The organism is Hydrogenoanaerobacterium saccharovorans, assembly GCF_003814745.1.
Taxonomy (GTDB): domain Bacteria; phylum Bacillota; class Clostridia; order Oscillospirales; family Ruminococcaceae; genus Hydrogenoanaerobacterium; species Hydrogenoanaerobacterium saccharovorans.
Genome location: NZ_RKRD01000001.1, coordinates 470,176 through 490,299 on the forward strand (window position 1 = coordinate 470,176; position 20,124 = coordinate 490,299).

Below are 20,124 nucleotides of genomic sequence, written 5' to 3' on the forward strand. Positions count from 1 at the left end.
TACAGGAGGATGACTATGGCAGCAGAACTTTCTGAAATCGACAAAGTAAGGAAAAAGAGACGCAGAAAAATTCTGCTTGGCCGAATCCTGCTGTTGATTGCATTAACCTGTGCAGGCATAGGAATGTACGCATTAAAAGACGAAGTAACCACGATAGGGATTACCGATTATATTCAAGATATGATTGCGGGTTTGGGTTCGGGCGATGGTTATCCGCTGGATTTTGCGGGTGACCAGGTGCAGGGCACCTATCAAATCGGCAGCAATCTTGCGGTGCTTACCGATTCAAACCTGTACATATACAATGAAAGCGGCAAAGAAGTTCGCAGCATACAGCATAAATATTCGAACCCTGTGGTGAAAATAAGCAGGCGGCGTATTCTTATTTACGACCGCGGCGGTAAAAAGCTGCGTGTAGAAACACTGGCGCGTACCGTTGGTCAAAAGGAGTTTGAATACGCTATTTACGCAGGGGATATTTCGAGCCGCGGGGAGATTGCGGTGGCTACCGAAGCACAACGCTATCTGTCTCAAATGATTGTTTACGACAAAATGCTTAGCGAACCGGCTAAGTTTTCGTGGCGTTCCGCCGATAATTACATCACTGCCCTTAGATTTTTGCACGACGGCAAGGGCATTGCGGCAGCAGGTGTCAATGCACGGGAGGGCGACCTGCTCTCAACAGTACAGATGTTCCGCTTTAATCAAAAAGAAAAGGTGGGCGTACAAGAATTTGTAGGCGAACTGATTCACTCAATCGATACCACTTCGCAAGGGGTAAACATTATTACCGACCGCAGAGCGGTACAGCTTTCGTACAAAGGCGAAATAAAACAAGAATATCATTATAAAAACGAAACGCTGGTAAGTTTTGACCATAATGATGCAGGTTACACCGCATTGATGTTCGGAGACTATCGTGAAAATAAAAACAGCGATTTGATTGTACTGGGGAAAGACTGCACCAAAGCATGGGAGCAAAAAATATCTTCGCATGCCGATTTGATGAACCTTGGCAGAAGTAAAATATGCATGGTAGTAGACGGTGAGCTGAAAAGCTACGACCTTTCGGGCAGGGCTGTAAAGCGCAAAACACTCTCGGTTGAACCGCTTGCCATGCAAACAATCGACTCAACCGTTTATGTAATTACTCCCAATACAATCGAAAAAATACCGCTCAATTAGAAAATTTGAAATCAAATTAAAACTGTGTTATATTGTTTGGGTTAGAATCGTTACTTTTAGGTAATATATGATAAGCGGGGAAGGACTTTGGAATGACGGAATATTTACCGATTGTTTATGACATATTGGCGGCAATTTTGCTGCTCTACTATATTTATATATCATCCCGCCGTGGCTTTGCTGCAACTGTGGTAAGTTTTATAGGATACGCGGTTGCCTTTAGCGCTGCCTGGGCGTTCTCTAAAATGGCTGCTCCTGCCTTGTTTGATAGCTTTCTTCGCGAAGGGTTTGTTAAGCGCGTAAGCGCGGCGCTTGAACAAATTCCCGGTGGATTGGATTTTGCCGAAGCGGCAGCCAGTTTACTGGAGGCACTGCCGTCTTATATAGGGGGTATGCTGAACATTGGCGGCTATAATGCCGGTGAACTTGCGCAATTACTTGGCGAATACAGCTCAAACACAGCAGAACTTGTGGTGGATCAGGTATTCGCGCCCGCCATTACGGGTATGCTGACTATGATTTTGTTTATTGTATTTTTCTCGGTGCTGATGGTGGTGATACGCAGCCTTACACGTTTTTTTTACGGGGTAAACCGTGTGCCGTTGATTGGGCCGCTTAACTCGATTCTTGGCGGCATAGTCGGCCTTTTAACAGGGGCGGTTAACTTATTTATCATTATTACAATTATCCAGTTCGTACTGACGCTTACAAATGATTCTCTTCAATTTTTAAATAAGGAGATATTGGAGCAAACCTATACCTATCGTTTGTTTTTGCGGTTCAATCCCTTCGGCTTTTTAAACGATTTCGTAAATTTCAAATAAACGTCGGGTTGCAGCAATGTATTTCGATGGGTGAAGGAGTACTAAAAGTATGAATATTCCGAATATATTATCTGTTTTTCGCATTGCATTGATACCTATTTTTGGCTATGTGTATTTGAATGCTCAAGAACAGCCGTGGTTTTATGTTGCGGCGCTGATACTATTGCTTTCGGGCATCACAGATTTTTTGGATGGTGTGATTGCACGTAAATTTAACATGATAACGCAGTTGGGCAAAATTCTTGACCCGCTTGCAGATAAATTGACACAAGCGGCGGCTTGCATCATGCTGGGCATCCGTAATCCCGAGTTCTGGGTGATTCTTGCTCTATTTATTATAAAAGAAATTATTATGCTTTTGGCGGGGCTAAAAATCTACCGCCGTGACAAAGAATTGGAAGGCTCTAAGTGGTTTGGTAAACTTTACACAGTGGTGTTTTATATAATAATGCTTATGATTATTGGATTTCCCAACCTCAAAACACAATTAGTGTTTAGTCTGTTGGTGATAATGGCGGTTTTTATGTTGTTCGCATTTTTTATGTATATTCCTGTATTTTTAAAATTAAACAAAAAGAAAGATTAATTAAATGCTTACAGAAAAAGTATATATTGATAATTAGAAAATTCTTTTGTCATAATGCGTTCATAACGACACAGTATACTAAAGTGGAAATGTTAAATAACATTTTGATAAATATAAAACAAAAACCTAGCGCTAATTGATTAATGAGGTGTAAAGTACTTTTATGAATAATATGATGTGTAGCAGATGCAAAAAAAGGGTTGCTGTCGTTTATATGACCCGTATGGAGGGCGACAAAACCATCAATGAGGGGCTGTGCCTGCAATGTGCAAAAGAGCTAGGCATTAAGCCAATTAACGATTTAGTGGAGAAAATGGGGCTCTCTGAAGATGATATGGCACAAATGGACGATCAGCTTATGGAAATGATGAATCCTGACGGAGATGAAAATTTTGAAATGGGGGGAGCACAGCCGTTCCCTTTTTTACAAAATTTTTTCGGCGGAGGGCAGCCGTTGAGCACAGGTGGTGTGCAAGATGACGCTTCCACCCGCAATCGTGATAAAAAAGACAAAAAAGAAAAAGAGAAAAAACGTAAGTATCTTGACCAATACACCGAGAACCTCACTAAAAAAGCGGCGGACGGCAAGGTGGATTTGATTGTCGGCAGAGACAGCGAAATTCAGCGGGTAATACAAATTTTAAACCGCCGCACAAAAAACAATGCATGCCTTATCGGTGAACCCGGTGTTGGTAAAACCGCCATTGCTGAAGGCATTGCCCAGCGTATTGTGCAGGGTTCTGTTCCACCCAAGATGCTGGACAAAGAACTCCACCTGCTTGACCTTACCGGCTTGATTGCAGGTACTCAGTTTCGCGGACAGTTCGAAAGCAGAATGAAAGGGCTTGTCGAAGAGGTTCGCGATGCAGGCAATATCATCTTATTTATCGATGAGGTGCATAACCTGGTCGGCGCGGGAGATTCCGAAGGCAGTATGAATGCGGCAAATATCCTCAAACCTGCACTGTCAAGAGGCGAAATTCAGGTAATTGGTGCTACCACCTTTGAGGAATACCGCAAGTACATTGAAAAAGATGCGGCGCTGGAACGTCGTTTCCAGCCTGTTACAGTAAACGAGCCCTCGATTGCCGATACCATGGAAATGTTAAAAGGCATTAAGGGTTACTATGAAAAGTATCATCATGTAAAAGTTTCTGATGAAATCGTTCACAGTGCTGTGACAATGAGCGAGCGTTATATCACCGACAGGTTTCTTCCCGATAAAGCGATTGACCTTTTGGACGAAGGCTGCTCGTGTGCATCTTTGCGCAATAAAGAACTGGCAGAATACGATATTTTAAACATGAAATATCAAAAAGTGAAAGACCAAGAAAAACAAATGGAGCAAAGCACCGAGCAAGTGGATTATGAGAAGATGGCAAGAATCAAAGCCGAGTTGATCCGCATTGATGACAGAATAAAAGAGTTGGAGCCCGCAGCATTGAATGCAGCTGTAACCCATGAGGATTTGGCACATGTTATCGAGCTGTGGACCGGAATCCCTGCCAGCAAGATTGAAGAAACCGAGCTTGCCAAGGTGGCAAGGCTGGAACCAATCCTTAAGAAAAAAATCATCGGGCAGGATGAGGCAGTGGAACTTGTTGCAGCGGCAGTGCGCCGTTCGCGTGTACAGGTTACCGCTAAACGACGCCCTGCATCGTTTATTTTTGTTGGACCGACAGGTGTGGGTAAAACCGAACTAGTAAAGGTTCTTTCACAGGAACTATTCGATAATACAGACCCTTTGATTCGCTTGGATATGTCTGAGTTTATGGAAAAGCACTCGGTGTCTCGTATTGTAGGTTCTCCTCCGGGCTATGTCGGTTACGATGAGGCAGGGCAGCTTACCGAAAAGGTTCGCCGCAAGCCTTACTCTGTAGTGCTGTTTGATGAGATTGAAAAAGCTCACCCCGATGTGATGAACATTCTGCTTCAAATTCTTGATGAAGGCAGAATTACCGACGCACATGGCAGAACCGTTTCATTTGAAAATACGGTTATTGTAATGACCTCAAACGCGGGCAGTGAACGGCGTGAGGGCACAATGGGCTTTGAGAAGCGCCCGGGCGATGTGGCGAAAGAGCGTGCGCATAAAGCGCTTTCAGAGTTTTTGCGCCCTGAATTTCTCGGACGTGTGGACGAAATTGTAGTATTTCGCGCTTTGGATGAAAACGACTACCAAAAGATTGCAGCCCTGATGCTGAATGAACTTACCACACCGCTTGCCGATAAGGGAATAAAATTTGTGTACGATGACAATGCACTTTCATGGATTGCGCAGAAAGCTTATGGCAAGAAAAGCGGCGCAAGAGATCTTCGCAGAGTTATCCGTAAGAATGTGGAAGATGCAATTTGCAATATGCTGGTAGAGCGCTTGGATGCACCGCCTGCAGGCATCAAAGTAACTGTGCAAGACGGCGAACTTAAATTATTAACCATCTAATAGAGAAATAAAGGAGGCATGGAAATGCTATGCCTCCTAATTTCCATCAATTTTTCAAATATATCTTGACAAACTGCAAAATATTTGGTAAAATAAAATCCGTCGTTGAAAAGTAGATGCGGGTGTAGTTCAATGGTAGAATTCCAGCCTTCCAAGCTGGTCGCGTGGGTTCGATTCCCATCACCCGCTCCAATATCATCTTCATAGGCGCCAGTAGCTCAGCTGGATAGAGCAACTGCCTTCTAAGCAGTAGGCCAGGGGTTCGAGTCCCTTCTGGCGCGCCAATATGGTGGGTATAGCGTAGTTGGTTAACGCGTCAGTTTGTGGCACTGAAGACCGTCGGTTCGAATCCGACTATCCACCCCATAATAATTGAGTACAGATGAGCAATACAAAAACATTTGCTCATCTGTATTCAGATACTGGGCTGTAGCCAAGCGGTAAGGCAACGGACTTTGACTCCGTCATCCCGCTGGTTCGAATCCAGCCAGCCCAACCAAATACCATTATAACACAAAAAAGTCTATTTCTCATAGGCTCTTTTGTGTTATAACAGTATATAATCCGAGTAGAGAATGCGCTAACATCCTCCACTCGGTGATTATATAAGTTTCCATTTTGCACAAGCACATTTCCTATCCCTCAGCTAGGTAGCAATGCAGCAGTTAAGCTATCTTGGAATGTATTCACAAGGTTTCGCTATGCGCCGATTAAATAAAGGGCGAGCAGAATGCACACTTTCCTTTATGCCTTGGTATTATGTTCTTGTATGGCTATTCAGTTGTTAGAGCGTGTGGATATGCTATGCTCTAGCAGACGTCAATTGCGTTGCTGTCTGCTTTGCAACAAGGTGCGCCAGTGGGTTAAAGGTAAACCGTTACCGTAGCCCACACATACCGACTAGGTTTATTCGACAGTGAACAACTACTATTCGGTATGGATTTATTTAAAATGGTCGAGTGACCACCTTAAAACAAAAAAGCAAGAGCCCTCAAATGCCTCCGACGGATAGGTAGCATTTGAAAGCCCTTGACAGTGTATATCAAGCCGTGTTAAAATCACGACATGAATGCACTCTCATAAGTCTTACAAGATGTCACCACATCTTTAAGGCGGATGCGCATTATCTGTTGCTAGCAGATAGTGCGCTGTGAGGGTGTTATTTTGTTATCTGAAAATAATATAGCACATAATGGTAAAGGATGCAAGGATTTCCCAATTTTCTTTACAACTGAAAATATAATTGATTTATTGTGCTGCAGTCGCTTTTCTCAGTGCAATGCAACAAGATATTACCAAGGGCTACGCCATGCAACCATACACAGCAGAGGATTTGCTCAATCTCACTTATTGTATGTCCAATTTTAATGTCCATCCCATATACGCAGGTACCATATTTTTGCATTTACCCTCAGCCACTCTTTTAACCTGTTGAATCCTGAGGCTATTTGGGTTGCTAAATGCTCACTTATCTCCTTGTTAAATAAATGGCAGTTATGGCGTGCCCAATTTTTAAGGTTTTTAATTTTATAAATTTTGCCGTGTGTTCTATAAGTATCCATTCTTTTGCATTAATATTTGTTTCAAACTTCCCCATTCTAGGGTTTTTCATTCCACACCCTTTATGGGTACGTGATCTTCGCACGCTACTGCACGCTACATAAAATATTTACAAAACTTTATTAAACCGTTCTACAAAAAAGCGAAAAGCCAGGGGTAATTTATCCTTGCTTTTTAGTTGTAGCGTCCACCCCTTATACGTGCGTTGTATATATTTGCGTTTACCTTCAAATCCTTTTTTAATCTGAATAAAGCCCGATGCAATTTGGGCTGCGGATTTCTCGCTTGTCTCCTTTTGAAATAAATGGCAGTTGGAACGCGCCCAGTTTTTTAAATTTTTAATTTTATAAACTTTTTCGTGAGGGTCCACGAGTATCCATTCTTTTGCATTAATATTTGTTTCAAACTTTCCAATTCTAGGATTATTAACCCCGCACCCTTTATGTGTACGTGATCTTCGCACGCTACTGCACTCTTTCGAGCAAGTTAATTTATTTTCATATACATAGCTTTTAAAGGGTTTTCCGCATTCAGAGCAATATTTAATCATGTTACACCTCGCTTAAAAACAGTTATGTCTGTACATTATATAGCTTATGTAATTTAAATATGTAGAATAGCTGTGTGCAGTACATTGTACAGTTTACATAATAAGCTTCTAATCTAAGTTAATGGGGAGGTTGTCACATTTTTAATGTCCATCCCATGTATTGCGGTGATGTGTCTTTTCGATTTCCGTTTAAAACCTGTTTAACTGCCCTAATCCCCGATGCAATTTGGGTTGCGGATTCCTCGCTTGTTTCCTTGTCGAATAAATGGCAGTTGTTGCGCGCCCAATTTTTAAGGTTGCGCACTTTGTATATTTTACCACAAGGGTTTACCAGCACCCACTCTTTGGCATTTACATTTGTTTCAAAGCGCCCCGAGTTGGGACTATTTTGCGCTGCAATGCTGCCTTTTTTCAAGTTGTCTGTAACGCCTTTATTTGACAAACGCTGTCGTGCTGCCTCGCTCCATTTATTGCGCTTGCCTTTATGGGTGCGAGATTTATGTATACGGCTGCACTTTTTTGAGCACGTGACGGTTTTATCGGATGGCGGGCAATCAAACGGATTGCTACATACAGCGCACAGCCTAATCATCGTCAACCTCAATCAAATTCTCAATATGGCAGTTTAGCACTTTTGACACTTTGTATAGTTGGTAAACGTCTCTTGGGACATTTATACCGGCTTCCCAACTTTCCAACGTGCGAATCGGAACTCCCGATTGGCGTGAAAGTTCAGCACGGGATAAGCCTTTACATTTACGGCGTGCTTCTATTTTAGTCATTAGATTCATCCTTTTCTGCTGAGTAATTCCGCTTAATATTATTTGATAGCGATTGCTTTTTCTAACTTGATTATTGGTTCCCCATCTGCACCAGTTGCTACCCTTTCGCCGTACACTCTGTACGCTTGACGCTGCATAACGTTTAAGTACGTAACTTCAAGCACTGGGGTTAATTTTACTCTGTAATCGTTGCCGACAAATTCGGCTTCAAACACTGACAAGCCTTTTTCGTTGGTGTTGTCACGGTAGTTTTTTGATATTCCATTTTTAGGGATTTCTCCAAATCGGATATATCCTGCTTCTGCGTTTTCAAACTTAGCTTTTTGCTCATTCGCTTTTTTGTATATCAGTTTTTCAGTTGCGATATGAACGCAACGGATAACTGGTTTATTGTAACCATCTTTTGATATTGTACAATCCCATCCATTGGACTCCATCTCTTGTGCAATCTCTATGGCTTGCTGATTAATATCATCTTTGGCAACCCACTTTGGTTTAGGGGCGTCAGATAATGTCGTTAGTGCAAATCTAGATGTCTTATTAAAATAATCATAGTATAGAGCGATATCTGCAATAGCTTCCGGTCTGCCTAAACTGTCATGATAAATGGTATCCATTATGTTTACCCCTTTCCTTGTTTACCTTATGCATATATAATACCACATATGTATGTGGCAAGTCAAGCAAAGACCGGGTTAAAAATGCACAAACCTACATGTATATTTTTGTAATTTATTATAATCTTTAGGCAACAAAAAAGCCGGAAATATCTACTTTGCACTTTTTACTTTTTTGATGAAGTAATGAACTTGTTTATTACATATAAAGTTGGATATACTATCCATAATATATGGAGGTGTTATTATGGCGGTTGCGCATAAAACTACAATCGCATTTAGCCTTGTAAGTATTCCAATCAGTCTATATACGGCTACACAAGACAACGACATACATTTTAACCAGCTGCATACAGCAGATAATCAAAGAGTGCGGTATAAAAAAGTATGTGGTCACTGTGGGCAGGAAATAGCAACAAAGGACATTGTAAAGGGCTATGAGTATGATAAGGACAAATATGTTATCATTACTGAAGATGATTTAGAGAAAATAAAATCAGAAAAGGACAAATCCATACAGATACTGCACTTTGCAAATTTGAATCAGATCAGTCCCGTGTATTATGATAAAACATATCAGGCGGTCCCTGAGGCTGGAGGAGATAAGGCATTTGAATTGTTGCGTGCTGCGTTAATGGCTGAGCAGAAAATTGCCATTGGAAAGACAGTGATGGGGAGTAAAGAAACGTTGTTGGCTATCATTCCGCGTGAAGACGGTATGCTCATCCAAACGATGCTTTACGAGGATGATATCAAAGAACTGCCTAAAACTTACAACAGACCCGAAGTATCTGAACAAGAACTTTCGATGGCAAAAACTTTGATTACATCCATGGATACTCCTTTTACTCCTGAAAATTATAAAGATGAGTATCAGATAAAATTGCGTGAGCTGGTTGAAACCAAAATTGCAGGCAAAGAAGTGGTTGCCCCTGCAAATGAGCCTCAGAGCAACGTAATCGACCTTATGGATGCTTTAAAAGCCAGCATAGAGAAGAATAAGCCTGCAGAAAAAGACAAGCCTAAACGCGGCAGAAAGCCCAAAGGGGCATAATGGATATATTTGAAGAAAAAAACATTAAACCAATGTTGATCGGTGAAAATCAGGATGCCTTTGACAGCCCTGATTATATATACGAGTTAAAGTTGGACGGTGAGCGTTGCATAGCCTATTTGGATAAAGATAGTACAGAGCTGCGAAATAAGCGAAATGTAAAAATGCTAAGCAAAGTGCCTGAGCTGTCTGAAATACACAAGCAAGTTAAGTGCCGTTGTATCTTAGATGGCGAACAGATAGTAATGGTTAATGGTCGTCCCAGTTTTGCAGAGATTCAGCGGCGCTCACTAATGAGCAACGCTTTTAAAATAAAACTGGCAGCAGAAAAAAATGCTGCCAGTTTTATAGCTTATGACATCTTGTACTACAAAGATAGACAGGTAACGGATTTACCTTTGATGGAGCGAAAAAAGCTTTTGCAGAAAGTAGTAAAGGCTGAAAATGACAGGTTTGCTATCTCAAGATATATTGAGGAAAAAGGCATAGCTCTGTATGAACTTGCTGAGCAACAAAAATTAGAGGGTATCGTCGCAAAACGCAAAGATAGTAAATACTACTTTGATAAGCGTACAAAAGACTGGATTAAAATTAAATGGCTACTGGATGATGACTTCGTCGTTTGCGGTTACATCCTTAAAGGTGCAGGCAAGATAAGTTTAGTAATCGCACAGTATCGGGAAGGCGTACTTGTTTATAAGGGGCATGTAACATCCGGAGTTACTTCTCGCCACATAGATATTCTTTCTCAGTTGCAAAGGCTTTCCAGCCCATCGTTGGAAGTTCCATCCGGTAACGATAATGCGGTGTGGTTAGAGCCAAAGCAGGTTTGTGTTGTGCAATGGATGCCGCGGGACAATGGTGCACTTAACCAATCTGTTTTTAAAGGCTTTAGGGATGATAAAGAACCGAAAGAGTGTATAGAAAAAAGCAAGCCATAGCGTAATGCTGTGGCTTGTGTTGTTTATACGATATAAATTGGTTTTTGCTGATACTGTTCTTCTAACCATGCTGCGACTTTATCAAAGCCTTCTTGGTCAAACACAAATTCAGCTTGTTGTGCTATCTCACTTTTTTCATAACATAGCTTTCCATACCAAACTTCTACAAAAAACAAATCATCTTTTGGAGTGATTTTGTACCTGAAGTTATCTTTACTGCCTGTAAAAATGTTGTAGCTTTTATAGTATTCTAAATTACGTATATCAAATAATTTATGTGACATTTGAAAATCCTTTCTGGAATTTTATTAAACATTAGACTGAATCTGCTACAGCTAATGCCTAATTATTGCTGTTTTCTTATGGCGATTGAAAAATAATCACGTAAAATCGGATACGTCAATTCATCTGGCAATAAAGTTCTCTTTTTGCAGCTTCTAATAGTGTTTCACCAGATTCAATATGACCACTTGGATGTTCCCATGTAATTCTATCTTTATGCATACAAAATATCCATTTTCCATTATAAGTTGGCATAATATCTGCAGAAAAATAATTTCCGAGTGTGTTAAAGGGATAAGTTTTAAATTCCACTAGATTTCTACCGCCTAATATAAATTATGTTCATTACAGCCAAACAGCCCAATCACCATAATTAAATGTGCCGCTACCGTGATGAAGCTTTCCTTCATTGTTAAGCCGACTAAATGCATCTCGCATGCGAATGAGTATTTCGGGATGAATCTCCAAGGAATGGTGTGATGGAAACACTTGATTTGCGGGCAGCTTCGCAATTTTTTCAAGGGATTTTAAATATGCCTGCGGGTCTGTGGATGGATAATAGGCAAACAGCGTATCTTTATAAACCAGATCGCCAGTGAACAGATAACCTCTTGCGGCTTCCCAAAAACACATATGTCCCGGTGAATGACCTGGCGTATGTAGTACGGTAATGGATCTGCCACCAAGGTCAATTATATCGCTGTCATGCAGTACTCGTGAGGGTATTCCTTGAAAAAATTCATAGGTATTTACATCGTACCCGTCCGGTGAATCACAGCGGTCAAGCACCATTCCATGTATTGTATCCATGCTTAAAGGAAATTCACCGGATAGCCAATTGAGTTCTGCCTCATGGGCGTAAAAATCAGGATAGTATTTATGACCGCCGATGTGATCCCAGTGAACATGCGTGGCAACTGCTATCACTGGTTTATCCGTTAAAGCTTTCACTTCTTCTGAAATATCATAGATACCAATTCCAGTGTCTATAAGAAGGGCACGATCATTGCCTTCAAGCAGATAACAATGTGTTTCCTCCCAGTGACGGTACTCGCTGATAATATGTGTGCTTGCATCAATTCGATCTATTGTAAACCATGGTTTCATTTCAACTCTTCTTTCGTGCTATAAATAGTCTGCACTATTGCGTTTCCTGTATCTGCTGTTCATCTTAAACAAACATAATTAGAAGTTAGTAATGACGTAATATAGCATTCTTAGGTATTCTTTTTTTTCATTTACTTAAATTTCTAAGTCGAGTTTCATTTCTTTACTTATTTTTATTAAAATATCGTTTGTTGCACTTTTATTTTCAAACGAAGAATTGAAAAAATCCCAACATAAACTATATATCCTATCTGATGCATATAATTGCAGCTCTGCAAAAATATCTTCAACACATATATCTGTATCATCAGAGATTAATTTGCCAGTAATAGCGGCAAGTTTTCTTTTTTGAAGTATACTTGTCATTTGATTTGCCCATTTTAAAAACATTATGTATGATTGCTTTTTGTATTTAAAGTTTAATTCTTTTTTGTGGTTCATACGTTTTAAATTATACATCTTTTCCACATGATTGTTGCTACATCTAGATGTTATTAATTGACCTATAACTGATATAGTTCCACCAAACAGTGCCCCTATCAATGCTGTAAAAGCAGAATTTCCAAACAGTTCTATAAATTTGCTCATTATTCTACTACCTTTCAAAAATGTATACATGTCCATATAAACATTAGACGAAGTTCAATCTTCTACAGCTAATGCTCATAACCTCTATAGTCAGGACTCTAAAAACCGCTTACTTCTTTAACTTTTTGTAATTTACAAACACTGCGATAGCGTTAAAAACAACTCCAATACATACTGCGGTTATAAGAATATTGTTCATAGTAGGGACAACATCCATTAAAGCTGAAATATCGCCGGCTTGTACCCATCCGTTTATCAAAACATACTCACTTAACATTGCAAGTAAACCACTGGATAAGCTTAAAAAAGCAAGAATGTTGCAATGTTTATGCTTGCCAGTAAAGACTAATATTAAGTTAATAATTGCTATTATAAACGCAATTCCCCCTGTAAATAACCCCATTTTAAAATACCTACCATTATATAAATTTTCGTTAGTAGAACTCTGTTTAAACATAGCACTAAAACGCCTTTGGCGGTGGCATTTTTCAAGCTTTAAGTAAAATTAAGTTTGCGAAAGTGAAAAGATACTTTCCCCATAGTCGCTGCAACTACGACCGCGGTTTCGTGCTATAAAATTATCCAACGTCAGGCAGTTGTGAATGCATCACAAGCTGCCTTTTTTATTCCTGGCCTCGGATAATTTGCTATTCATAATGGGAAACTAACTTTTTTGTTCAGAATAATTCTAATTTACAATTATGCCCAGAGTTATCGCAATCTAAAATAACTTCTATAGTAAGAAATAAAAAGAAACGATTTGGAGCGTTATGTTATTAAACAGCTAAAAAGCTATCTATTCAATTTTTAATATTTTCCCCAGTTTACTTAACCTTTCCAGCTAAATTAGAACAGGTGTTTTTGCAGATGGTTTCACCGCATCTTCGTTGTCGCACATGATGACACACAAGGTGAAACAGCTGTCTCCAAACTCTGTGCTCATGCTGCCTCGGTGGTTTTCCACTACGCTACGGACGTTTTGCAAGCCTATACCACCAAGGTTTCCCTTGCTTGACTTAAGGCTGTTATGTTTACTTATGGTGGTGTCGCATAAATTTTCTATTCGGATAATCAACCTGTCACCATCACGTCTGACACGTATGTCAATATACCGCTTATTATATAATGGACTGTCCTGTGATATTCGCTGGCAGGCTTCAATAGCATTTTCTATGCAGTTACCCAGAACAGTACACAAATCGTACCGGTTGATGCCTATATTTTCGGGCAATTCTATATCTACTGATACGGATATGTTGTGCTGCTCTGCCCGCTCGATGTAGCCGGACAGTATAGCGTTGGCGGCAGAATTTTGGCAGAATCTACGGGAAACTGCCGCGTCGCACTTTTCGATCAGATCGTCAACATACCGTTGCAATTCATCGTGCTCTCCGTTTTTGCCCAGGCAGGCTATTGCCACAAGGTGGTGTCGGGTATCATGCATTATGCATCGCTGCTGGGTTATATTGCTCTCCAATTGAGCATAATACCGTTTCTGCAGCATAAGCATCTGCTCTGTAGATTCCAACCGACTCTCTACCATGGTGCGGTTATACACCGCTCCAATCTGGCTGAACAGCAAGTAATAAGTGAAAATGATCATGGTTTCAAAGAGCAGCATATATATGACTTCCTTGACGACCAATTCTGAACTGATTGGGTTGAAAAGCACTGAGAAAACCACAAATACCAGCACCGGATACAGAGCAAAGATATGGTTGCAGCGGTCCATCATTGCCAGCTGCTTGCGCACAAAGTCCCGAGCCTTGGTGATGTACAGTGGCAATATAATTAGATAGGAAGAAATATAGAGCACATACCGCACAAGCAGCCACGCATCAAACTCCAACGGGAACTTCCCTGCCACATACCCACACAGCGTGGAGATGAATGTGGCAATCTGCCAGGTAGTAAAGTATACGAAAAGTTTTTTAGCCACAGAGCCGGAAAATATATAAATGAAGCAGACAATATATAATATAGTCAAAGAATAGTAATACAGAAAGTTGTGAACTGTCATATAGATGAGCAGGCAGACACCACTGTTTACCCCGGCAAATGCAGCAAGCCAGCATATAATCTGGATGCGTCTGGGACGTCGTACTTCCAGTGTCTGATAGTGGACAACTAATTGCGCAATTAAGGTAATTGTTGGTACAATATAAAGCCAAGATATTTTCATCTCCCCACTTTCTAATTTGTAAATTTTATGATATTTTAATTATATATCTTAACAGCGGACAGCGCAATACACAGAGAACATACTTTATTGCAAAAGGGAGAATTGAACCATGGTTACCATTGCCGTATGCGACGACGAGCAGAAGCAGCGCAAACACATGATAGATATACTGTATGGCATGACGTTGGAAAATTCTTTTTATATCAGCGAATACGCTAGCGGAGAGGAACTGCTTGATGATATAAGATTAGGGTACAGTGCAAACATCTACTTTTTGGACGTATATATGGGGGTTTCCAACGGTATTGAGATTGCCCGGGAGATACGAGAGTTTGATAAAAACTGTGCCATAATCTTTGCTACCAACTCCCGTGATCATGCGGTACACGGATATGGAGTACACGCTTTACAATATCTGCTTAAACCCTTGGATGAGAGAAGTGTCGGCGAGGCGCTGGCTCAGGCACTGGAACAGTTGTCCTCCCGAGAGGATAGGTGCATTTCACTGACCAACAAGCAGGGTGTGTACCGCATAAGCTACTCTGACATCCTATATGTGGAGAGTAATGCTAGGGTTGCCTTAGTCCATACTCATCAAAAGGAGCCACTCTGCTTTTATATCCGGCTGGATGAGTTGGAGCAGCAGCTGGATGATAAGAGATTTTACCGATGCCACAAAAGCTATATGGTCAATTTGGATCATGTGTATTCGGTATCCGGGAGCACCATGGTAATGAAAGGCGGTAACAGCATCCCGGTCAGCGTGAAGGTTACCGAAGCAAAAAGCCGTTTTGCCTCACACATGGCAAACCACCTTTGAGAAGCATGCAAAAAGCCCCGAGTGAAAAAACGCTCGGGGCTTTTTAACATTTGCCGCCTGATTTTTTACATAGGCAGGCACTAAACAAAATAATATGTAGAATATAGTATAAATTTGGATGAAAGGGTAGTCTTTTGGCATATCTTTCAAAGAGGAGAGTTGCGCGTGAGCGGATATAGGGTAGTGCTGCCAAATGAATTAGAAGATGCGTATCAAATCATAGCGGATCATCTGTCGATATCAATGGAGCAGGTGCTGACCTCTGCACTTCAAATTTATATTGAAAAGCTGACGTTGGAAAAGCACTCTGGTATTGTAGATGACCAACCAATACGTACTTATATGGACAGGGCGGAAAACATGTACGGAAGGAATTGTGAAATCCTATGAAGATAGGCGGTATGATCGGAATTACCGAAGACGGATACCCAATTGTGACAGGTGAGTATAGCTGTCCCAATTGGGAGGCGGGTGCGGGCGGTACGTTTGAAATGCGTGAATGTTGGTATTGCAAATACGCGGATTTTCGTAAAACCACACAAATTGTGCTTGAAAAAAGCATCTGCCACTGCCCGTCCTACCACATTACTCCGGGGCTAAAGGGTCAAAAGAAAAAATGATAAAGTATAGATTTAAGCCCGATGGGCAACCCCAAGCAAACCAATCCAACTTCTTATTAGCGATTAGAGGTGTTCCTGTCTGGCTGTGGCAACTATCACCAACAACAGTCTTTTTTACGTTAAAGCATCGATAAGCTGTAATAAAATTTAAAAGGAGATATATTAAATGAAAAAAGTCCTTTCTATTTTTCTAGCACTTCTCACAATTTTTACTATGTTGCCAACTACGGTTTTCGCCGAAGCCAATGTGACAGCGAATGGGAATCCAACGCCTGTATTAGATACTGCAATAGCAGATGTTTCGCCAGATACAGCTTTCTTACATGGATACAAAGGTGAAGAATTTCCATATCCAAAACCACAGGACAGCAGATATGATATATCTGTATCTTGGAATAAGGGAAGTGATACTGTAATTAAGGAAATGTCATATACTGGCACTATTTATATACGTGCAAAAGAAGGTTATGTTTTTACAGCAGATACTACATTCAAGGGAGCTACAGTACCATTAGCTGATTTCACTAGCGATATGAAAAGTTTTAGAGTAGATACAACATTAAACGTTTCAAACCCTACAGTAGTCACTCACTTAACTATTGACATGTCTTTTATGACAGTTGATCTGGGCGACCAGTTTCCCGGACCATACGTAGGAGAAGGTGCAGAATACTTAGCTTCAGTTGAATGGGATAAATACGGACATTCGTATGTTATGAATTCAGGTTACACTGGTAAATTAACTGTAGTAGCAAAGTCAGGGTATATATTCAACACACTCACCTCTATTAACGGTGGGCCGGGTATAGAACCAAGTAGGCTTAGTGCGGATAGAAGAAGTTTTGTTCTACAAGCCGGTCTTAATGTTATCCAGCAAATACCAATATATAATATTAATTTTACCCCGCCACCAACACCCGTTGCAGGTAACAAACCGGGAAAATACAATATACCTCAGGGTTCTCCATATACTGTAAGTACAAGTTGGAGTCCAGAGGTAGCTGATACTTTTTTAGGCGGTGTAACTTATTATTCTACTGCCACCTTTCAAGCAATTCCGCCTCATGAGTTTGTAAAAAGTGCACTTGTTGATATTAGTCCAGACAAACAGACAGCAACTACATCTTCTAAGAAATATACTATACCCTTTTCGGATAAACCAATAAGGGGAAACCCCGAAGGGGACACAATTACCTTTAATCTTGTGGAGGGTTATGCGGATTTAGACTTATTAACTTATACAATAACCAATAGTGAGTCTAGACCAATTACAGATTTCAAAATTATGCTACTGGGCTCCTATAAAGACTATTACGAATTAATTTCAAATGCTGATCAGCTATTAAATGGATATGAAACCAATCAAATACAAATAAAGCTTAAATCCGGAATCCCACCAAATCAGCTCTTAAAAGCAATTCGACTAACTGGAACATTAGAGGGCATGCCATTTACATACGACATAACAAAACTTATAGTTAATATCACAAAACAAACAAAATCTAAATTAGCAGTATCTATGACAGACACCGATATCGTTACAACTACAGATCCGGTTGCAGGAATAACATTTACTAAAACAGTAACTGAAGGCTATACGGATACTCTATTTGGAACTCTTCGAGTGAATAATCCAACTGACAGTACTGTGACTAATTATAAAATAAAAACAGACTCGAGTGTGCTAGGATTTGCAAACACATTGGATACAACTCCGGGGACTCTGACACCGAAAGAAACCGTGGGATATTCTATGAATATTCTACCAAATCTTTCAGCAGGTGTGTATACAATTAAAGCAAACACACAAGCTGATAATTGTATAGCAGAACCCATAACTCTTAAATTAGTTGTAAATGCTGCAAGCACACCTACAGACGCCATTACTTTTAAGGAACCCCCTGCACCTGTAAAAAATGCTATTGCACAAGATGCAATTTGTATAACCCCGGGCTTTGCAGTTGCAACAAATTGGATTCCTAAACTTATAAACAATACATTTGCGCCAAATACTTTATATTCAGCTGAATACGTATTTAGTCGCACTTCAGGCATGCCTATCGGGAATACTATAAAGGTTAATGACAGTGCAGATAATTTATTTTTCAGTTTGGATACTTTAAGAGTTACTAAAACCGTGATATACCCTAAAACAGACGGGGATCCGGTAAGTACTGTACCTACAGTTGATTTACTGCCGGGAAATACATTAACTTCAAGTACAATTAGTGCCAAATTAAAATTAAACAACTTTGACTTAGCGACTGTTCGTGAAGTAGGCTATGAATATAAAACAGCCTCTGCAAGTGAATGGATTAAAGTCACAGCTAATTCAATATCTAATAGCGAGACATTAATTGAAGGCTTAAGTTCAGATACAACATACAACATTAAAGCATATGCTAGTCTAAACGGTGGAACCAAGATATATTCTACAGTTCATAACGTTCGCACAGCTATGTTTGCTAGAATAAGTGCAACCGTTGTACAACCTAATACGAGCGGTAACCAACCAATGCAAGGAGTACTTGTATATGCAAAACGTGTCGGTTCACAACAGATTTATGTATCGGCACCGACAGATAAGCTAGGACATGTAATATTTGATCCAATTCCAGCAGGTATATACACACTTTATGCTAACGATGAAAACGCTAGCAATAAAGTACAAGTTACATTAACTCACGATACTGTAACCCCTGGTGATGTTACACTAACTCTTACAGGTAAGTTAACAGATGTAACTACCGCATTACCAATTCAAATAAACTCAGATATATCCAATGTATTTAGTCCACAAGATATGAATATCATAGGCTTAGGTAATATCATAAAATATACTCTGGAGTTATCAGATGGCTCAGCAAATATTGTGGATGCAACTAAAATTCGAAGTGCCTTAACAACACAAACCTTAGGGCAAGTATTAGATATCTCACTATTTAAAGAAATACTTGGAAACAATGCAGCAGCTAAAAAAGCAATTCCTCTTGCAGAATCCCTTATCCGTATCGTTATAGATATACCTAACTCAGATGTAGGGCATAGTAATTATCAAGTAGCCCGTGTGCATAATGATATTGTCACTATGCTTTCTGATGAAGATAATGATCCCAATACTATTACTTTCCAAACTGATAAATTTTCTACTTATGCTATAACATACACTAAATCTTCAAAACCCGGACCTTCCGATGGGTCATCGAATAGTTCTCAATCTTCTGAGGATGATTTCTGGCAGTCTGTAGAAGATGCGATTAAGAAGGCTGCAAATGGCGACACTATAAATGTGAATGCGCACACAGATGATAAATTAGATGTAGATGTTATGAAAGCTTTGCAAGATAAGGGTGTAACGCTGGTGATTAGCTGGGACGGTGGAAATACCATTACAATTCCGGCAGGTCAGGCTTTAAAGCCCGAAGCAGGACGCATTTACTATCCGCTTTCGCTGTTGGAAAAGCTCAACAAGGATGCTAAAACGCAGATTGTTTCGGGAATTAACCCTGAAACAGGCGGGGATGGAAATGTGTGGGATCTTGAAGCACCTGCCACTGTAGAAAGCCAGAAGGCTCCTAACGCTCCCATTACCATTACACCACCTACCAGTGGCTTTGAAAAGGATGCTTTTGCAGGAACACCCGAAAACGCAGCTGCAAGCCGCAACAGTGTGTTTATGTTTGCATGGATTGTTGCAATGCTGGCAGCTATCACAGGCTTTCTGGCATTCCTTAGAAAAAAGAAAAACGAGCAGTAAATATATCACGAAGGGCAACCGTTTTAGGGGAAAATATATAAGCATTTTCATCAGTTTCATTTAAAATAAAATAAGAAATTCCCATGAGTATGGCCTTTGTGTCATTCTCGTGGGAATTTTTCTGCATTAGCGGGGGTATGTACTTTTTGTCGTTAATACTATAGTTGTCTAAGAACTATATTCTTAATACGTTTAGCGTTAATAATATATATAATACTGCTATCTA

20 protein-coding genes and 4 tRNA genes are annotated in these 20,124 nt (G+C 40.2%); 14 read left to right on the forward strand and 10 right to left on the reverse strand.

Annotated features, from left to right (window positions below; translation table 11 throughout):
• Nucleotides 1-15: 15 nt before the first annotated feature.
• The 8 genes from EDD70_RS02225 (at nt 16) to EDD70_RS02260 (ending at nt 5,537) form a co-directional block, all read left to right on the forward strand.
• The gene (locus EDD70_RS02225; protein ID WP_092753431.1) at nt 16-1,185 is read left to right on the forward strand and encodes a DUF5711 family protein; all 1,170 of its coding nucleotides are present in this window, start codon (nt 16-18) and stop codon (nt 1,183-1,185) included.
• Between the two features lie 92 nt (nt 1,186-1,277).
• Complete coding sequence (locus EDD70_RS02230) at nt 1,278-2,009, forward strand: CvpA family protein (protein WP_092753430.1); 732 nt, start codon at nt 1,278-1,280, stop codon at nt 2,007-2,009.
• A 49-nt stretch (nt 2,010-2,058) separates the two neighbouring features.
• Complete coding sequence (locus EDD70_RS02235) at nt 2,059-2,595, forward strand: CDP-alcohol phosphatidyltransferase family protein (protein WP_092753429.1); 537 nt, start codon at nt 2,059-2,061, stop codon at nt 2,593-2,595.
• A 172-nt stretch (nt 2,596-2,767) separates the two neighbouring features.
• Nucleotides 2,768-5,038 carry an ATP-dependent Clp protease ATP-binding subunit gene (locus EDD70_RS02240; protein ID WP_092754627.1) on the forward strand — a complete coding sequence of 757 codons (2,271 nt, stop codon included), beginning with the start codon at nt 2,768-2,770 and terminating at the stop codon, nt 5,036-5,038.
• Between the two features lie 118 nt (nt 5,039-5,156).
• Nucleotides 5,157-5,230: transfer RNA gene (locus EDD70_RS02245), tRNA-Gly, on the forward strand.
• Between the two features lie 15 nt (nt 5,231-5,245).
• Nucleotides 5,246-5,322, forward strand: a tRNA-Arg gene (locus tag EDD70_RS02250).
• A gap of 5 nt (nt 5,323-5,327) precedes the next feature.
• Nucleotides 5,328-5,404, forward strand: a tRNA-His gene (locus tag EDD70_RS02255).
• Between the two features lie 57 nt (nt 5,405-5,461).
• Nucleotides 5,462-5,537, forward strand: a tRNA-Gln gene (locus EDD70_RS02260).
• A 1,170-nt stretch (nt 5,538-6,707) separates the two neighbouring features.
• Here EDD70_RS02260 and EDD70_RS02265 read toward each other — a convergent pair.
• From EDD70_RS02265 to EDD70_RS02280, 4 genes are all read right to left on the reverse strand, one after another.
• Nucleotides 6,708-7,148, reverse strand: a complete 441-nt coding sequence (locus tag EDD70_RS02265; RefSeq protein ID WP_092753428.1) for a hypothetical protein — start codon at nt 7,146-7,148, stop codon at nt 6,708-6,710.
• 133 nt (nt 7,149-7,281) lie between these two features.
• Nucleotides 7,282-7,740: a hypothetical protein gene (locus EDD70_RS02270; RefSeq protein WP_092753427.1), complete on the reverse strand. Its 459-nt coding sequence runs from the start codon at nt 7,738-7,740 to the stop codon at nt 7,282-7,284.
• On the reverse strand, nt 7,733-7,930 hold the full coding sequence (locus EDD70_RS02275) for a helix-turn-helix transcriptional regulator (RefSeq protein ID WP_162840852.1): 198 nt from the start codon (nt 7,928-7,930) through the stop codon (nt 7,733-7,735). The genes EDD70_RS02270 and EDD70_RS02275 overlap by 8 nt, the downstream gene beginning before the upstream one ends.
• A 38-nt stretch (nt 7,931-7,968) precedes the next feature.
• Nucleotides 7,969-8,547, reverse strand: coding sequence for a hypothetical protein (locus EDD70_RS02280; protein ID WP_092753423.1), 579 nt, complete (start codon nt 8,545-8,547; stop codon nt 7,969-7,971).
• Nucleotides 8,548-8,794: 247 nt separating this feature from the next.
• Here EDD70_RS02280 and ku point away from each other — a divergent pair, with 247 nt between their 5' ends.
• The gene (gene ku / locus EDD70_RS02285) at nt 8,795-9,601 is read left to right on the forward strand and encodes a non-homologous end joining protein Ku (protein ID WP_092753421.1); all 807 of its coding nucleotides are present in this window, start codon (nt 8,795-8,797) and stop codon (nt 9,599-9,601) included.
• Nucleotides 9,601-10,542: an ATP-dependent DNA ligase gene (locus EDD70_RS02290; protein WP_092753419.1), complete on the forward strand. Its 942-nt coding sequence runs from the start codon at nt 9,601-9,603 to the stop codon at nt 10,540-10,542. The genes ku and EDD70_RS02290 overlap by 1 nt, the downstream gene beginning before the upstream one ends.
• 23 nt (nt 10,543-10,565) lie before the next feature.
• Here EDD70_RS02290 and EDD70_RS02295 read toward each other — a convergent pair whose 3' ends face one another.
• The 6 genes from EDD70_RS02295 to EDD70_RS02320 form a co-directional block, all read right to left on the reverse strand.
• Nucleotides 10,566-10,826 carry a hypothetical protein gene (locus tag EDD70_RS02295; RefSeq protein WP_092753417.1) on the reverse strand — a complete coding sequence of 87 codons (261 nt, stop codon included), beginning with the start codon at nt 10,824-10,826 and terminating at the stop codon, nt 10,566-10,568.
• A 115-nt stretch (nt 10,827-10,941) separates the two neighbouring features.
• A complete protein-coding gene (locus EDD70_RS02300; protein WP_092753415.1) occupies nt 10,942-11,136 on the reverse strand; it encodes an NUDIX domain-containing protein in 195 nt (64 codons plus the stop codon).
• A gap of 33 nt (nt 11,137-11,169) precedes the next feature.
• Complete coding sequence (locus EDD70_RS02305) at nt 11,170-11,931, reverse strand: MBL fold metallo-hydrolase (protein ID WP_092753413.1); 762 nt, start codon at nt 11,929-11,931, stop codon at nt 11,170-11,172.
• Between the two features lie 135 nt (nt 11,932-12,066).
• Complete coding sequence (locus tag EDD70_RS02310; RefSeq protein WP_092753411.1) at nt 12,067-12,519, reverse strand: hypothetical protein; 453 nt, start codon at nt 12,517-12,519, stop codon at nt 12,067-12,069.
• Nucleotides 12,520-12,628: 109 nt separating this feature from the next.
• Complete coding sequence (locus EDD70_RS02315) at nt 12,629-12,976, reverse strand: hypothetical protein (protein ID WP_092753409.1); 348 nt, start codon at nt 12,974-12,976, stop codon at nt 12,629-12,631.
• A gap of 384 nt (nt 12,977-13,360) precedes the next feature.
• Nucleotides 13,361-14,368: a sensor histidine kinase gene (locus EDD70_RS02320; RefSeq protein WP_162840851.1), complete on the reverse strand. Its 1,008-nt coding sequence runs from the start codon at nt 14,366-14,368 to the stop codon at nt 13,361-13,363.
• A gap of 442 nt (nt 14,369-14,810) precedes the next feature.
• On the opposite strand from EDD70_RS02320, the gene EDD70_RS02325 reads away from it, so the two are divergent.
• From EDD70_RS02325 to EDD70_RS02340, 4 genes are all read left to right on the forward strand, one after another.
• Nucleotides 14,811-15,521, forward strand: coding sequence for a LytR/AlgR family response regulator transcription factor (locus tag EDD70_RS02325; protein WP_092753405.1), 711 nt, complete (start codon nt 14,811-14,813; stop codon nt 15,519-15,521).
• Nucleotides 15,522-15,686: 165 nt separating this feature from the next.
• Entirely contained in the window at nt 15,687-15,911 is a 225-nt protein-coding gene (locus tag EDD70_RS02330) for a hypothetical protein (protein ID WP_092753403.1), read from the forward strand.
• 11 nt (nt 15,912-15,922) lie between these two features.
• A complete protein-coding gene (locus tag EDD70_RS02335; protein WP_242943102.1) occupies nt 15,923-16,141 on the forward strand; it encodes a hypothetical protein in 219 nt (72 codons plus the stop codon).
• Nucleotides 16,142-16,307: 166 nt separating this feature from the next.
• Nucleotides 16,308-19,898, forward strand: a complete 3,591-nt coding sequence (locus EDD70_RS02340) for a fibronectin type III domain-containing protein (RefSeq protein ID WP_092753399.1) — start codon at nt 16,308-16,310, stop codon at nt 19,896-19,898.
• Nucleotides 19,899-20,124: the final 226 nt, after the last annotated feature.

What these genes read in the sequence shown, in the direction of transcription:
- EDD70_RS02225 (WP_092753431.1), top strand. Translation starts at nt 16, where the DNA reads ATGGCAGCAGAACTTTCTGAAATCGACAAAGTAAGGAAAAAGAGACGC.
- EDD70_RS02230 (WP_092753430.1), top strand. Translation starts at nt 1,278, where the DNA reads ATGACGGAATATTTACCGATTGTTTATGACATATTGGCGGCAATTTTG.
- EDD70_RS02235 (WP_092753429.1), top strand. Translation starts at nt 2,059, where the DNA reads ATGAATATTCCGAATATATTATCTGTTTTTCGCATTGCATTGATACCT.
- EDD70_RS02240 (WP_092754627.1), top strand. Translation starts at nt 2,768, where the DNA reads ATGATGTGTAGCAGATGCAAAAAAAGGGTTGCTGTCGTTTATATGACC.
- EDD70_RS02265 (WP_092753428.1), bottom strand. Translation starts at nt 7,148, where the DNA reads ATGATTAAATATTGCTCTGAATGCGGAAAACCCTTTAAAAGCTATGTA.
- EDD70_RS02270 (WP_092753427.1), bottom strand. Translation starts at nt 7,740, where the DNA reads ATGATTAGGCTGTGCGCTGTATGTAGCAATCCGTTTGATTGCCCGCCA.
- EDD70_RS02275 (WP_162840852.1), bottom strand. Translation starts at nt 7,930, where the DNA reads ATGACTAAAATAGAAGCACGCCGTAAATGTAAAGGCTTATCCCGTGCT.
- EDD70_RS02280 (WP_092753423.1), bottom strand. Translation starts at nt 8,547, where the DNA reads ATGGATACCATTTATCATGACAGTTTAGGCAGACCGGAAGCTATTGCA.
- ku (WP_092753421.1), top strand. Translation starts at nt 8,795, where the DNA reads ATGGCGGTTGCGCATAAAACTACAATCGCATTTAGCCTTGTAAGTATT.
- EDD70_RS02290 (WP_092753419.1), top strand. Translation starts at nt 9,601, where the DNA reads ATGGATATATTTGAAGAAAAAAACATTAAACCAATGTTGATCGGTGAA.
- EDD70_RS02295 (WP_092753417.1), bottom strand. Translation starts at nt 10,826, where the DNA reads ATGTCACATAAATTATTTGATATACGTAATTTAGAATACTATAAAAGC.
- EDD70_RS02305 (WP_092753413.1), bottom strand. Translation starts at nt 11,931, where the DNA reads ATGAAACCATGGTTTACAATAGATCGAATTGATGCAAGCACACATATT.
- EDD70_RS02310 (WP_092753411.1), bottom strand. Translation starts at nt 12,519, where the DNA reads ATGAGCAAATTTATAGAACTGTTTGGAAATTCTGCTTTTACAGCATTG.
- EDD70_RS02315 (WP_092753409.1), bottom strand. Translation starts at nt 12,976, where the DNA reads ATGTTTAAACAGAGTTCTACTAACGAAAATTTATATAATGGTAGGTAT.
- EDD70_RS02325 (WP_092753405.1), top strand. Translation starts at nt 14,811, where the DNA reads ATGGTTACCATTGCCGTATGCGACGACGAGCAGAAGCAGCGCAAACAC.
- EDD70_RS02335 (WP_242943102.1), top strand. Translation starts at nt 15,923, where the DNA reads ATGATCGGAATTACCGAAGACGGATACCCAATTGTGACAGGTGAGTAT.
- EDD70_RS02340 (WP_092753399.1), top strand. Translation starts at nt 16,308, where the DNA reads ATGAAAAAAGTCCTTTCTATTTTTCTAGCACTTCTCACAATTTTTACT.